Annotated in this window: 1 protein-coding gene and 1 pseudogene; both read left to right on the forward strand. The window is 55.7% G+C overall.

Annotation, left to right across the window (positions count from 1 at the left end; translation table 11 throughout):
* Window positions 1–349 (forward strand): annotated as a pseudogene (locus EB241_RS20750) (OmpA family protein); the annotation flags it as partial.
* 147 nt (window positions 350–496) lie between these two features.
* Entirely contained in the window at window positions 497–988 is a 492-nt protein-coding gene (locus EB241_RS20755) for an Hcp family type VI secretion system effector (RefSeq protein ID WP_124234945.1), read from the forward strand.
* Window positions 989–1109: the final 121 nt, after the last annotated feature.

Genomic DNA, 1109 nt, shown 5'->3' on the forward strand with positions numbered 1-1109 from the left:
GGTTCCACCAAAATGCTTGTCAACTCACTGGTCGGTATCAAAGCGAAGCCGGGCTGGCTGATTGTGGTCGCCGGGCATACCGATAACACCGGTAATCCGCAACTGAACCAGACGCTTTCACTTCAGCGTGCCGCAGCGGTACGCGACTGGATGCGTGATACCGGCGACGTGCCGGAAAGCTGTTTTGCGGTGCAGGGCTATGGCGAGAGCCGTCCGGTCGCAACCAATGACACCCCGGATGGGCGCGCGCTCAACCGTCGTGTCGAAATCAGTCTGGTACCGCAGGCGAACGCCTGCCAGATACCGGGCGAAACCCTCAGCGCCATCGCAGGATGATGACGCTTCGTAAAACAAGATACACAAAATCATTCGGGCTGGAACGCGGCGGCAACTGAATGCGTCCCCGGGAGCAGAGAACACTCTGCGACCGGGGCAAGTGAAGGCAGCCAACAAAGAGGCAGCCTGAAGGATGAAGTGTATAAATGGAGAAATTCTCATGGCAATACCCGTTTATCTTTGGCTGCAGGACGACGGCGGGGCGGACATCAAAGGCTCTGTGGACGTTCAGGATCGTGAAGGCAGCATCGAAGTGGTGGCGCAGGAGCATAACCTGTACATCCCGACCGACAACAACACCGGCAAGCTGACCGGTACCCGTATCCACACCCCGTTCCTGTTCACCAAGGAAATCGACTCCTCCAGCCCGTACCTGTACAAGGCGGTGACCACCGGTCAGACCCTCAAGTCTGCCGAGTTCAGGTGGTACAAAATCAACGACGCGGGCCAGGAAGTGGAGTACTTCAACACCAGACTCGAGAATGTGAAAGTGGTGAAAGTGAATCCTGAAATGTACGACGTGAAAGACCCGTCGAAAGAGAAACACAACCACCTTGAGCGCATTGAACTGCGTTACGAAAAAATCACCTGGACCTACAAAGACGGCAACATCATTCATTCCGACTCCTGGAACGAACGCGCCACCGCGTAAGTTACGCGTCATATTTCGCACCGTAGCGGCGCTGGCTTCACTCATTCGCCCCGGTTACAGAGTTATCTGTGCTCCCGGGGACTCATGAATCTGCCGCCATGCTACAGCACGAAATCTTTAG

The sequence above is a fragment of the Erwinia psidii genome, from assembly GCF_003846135.1.
In the GTDB taxonomy this organism is placed as follows: domain Bacteria; phylum Pseudomonadota; class Gammaproteobacteria; order Enterobacterales; family Enterobacteriaceae; genus Erwinia; species Erwinia psidii.

Coding starts and splice junctions, on each gene's coding strand:
- EB241_RS20755 (WP_124234945.1), top strand. CDS start 497: ATGGCAATACCCGTTTATCTTTGGCTGCAGGACGACGGCGGGGCGGAC.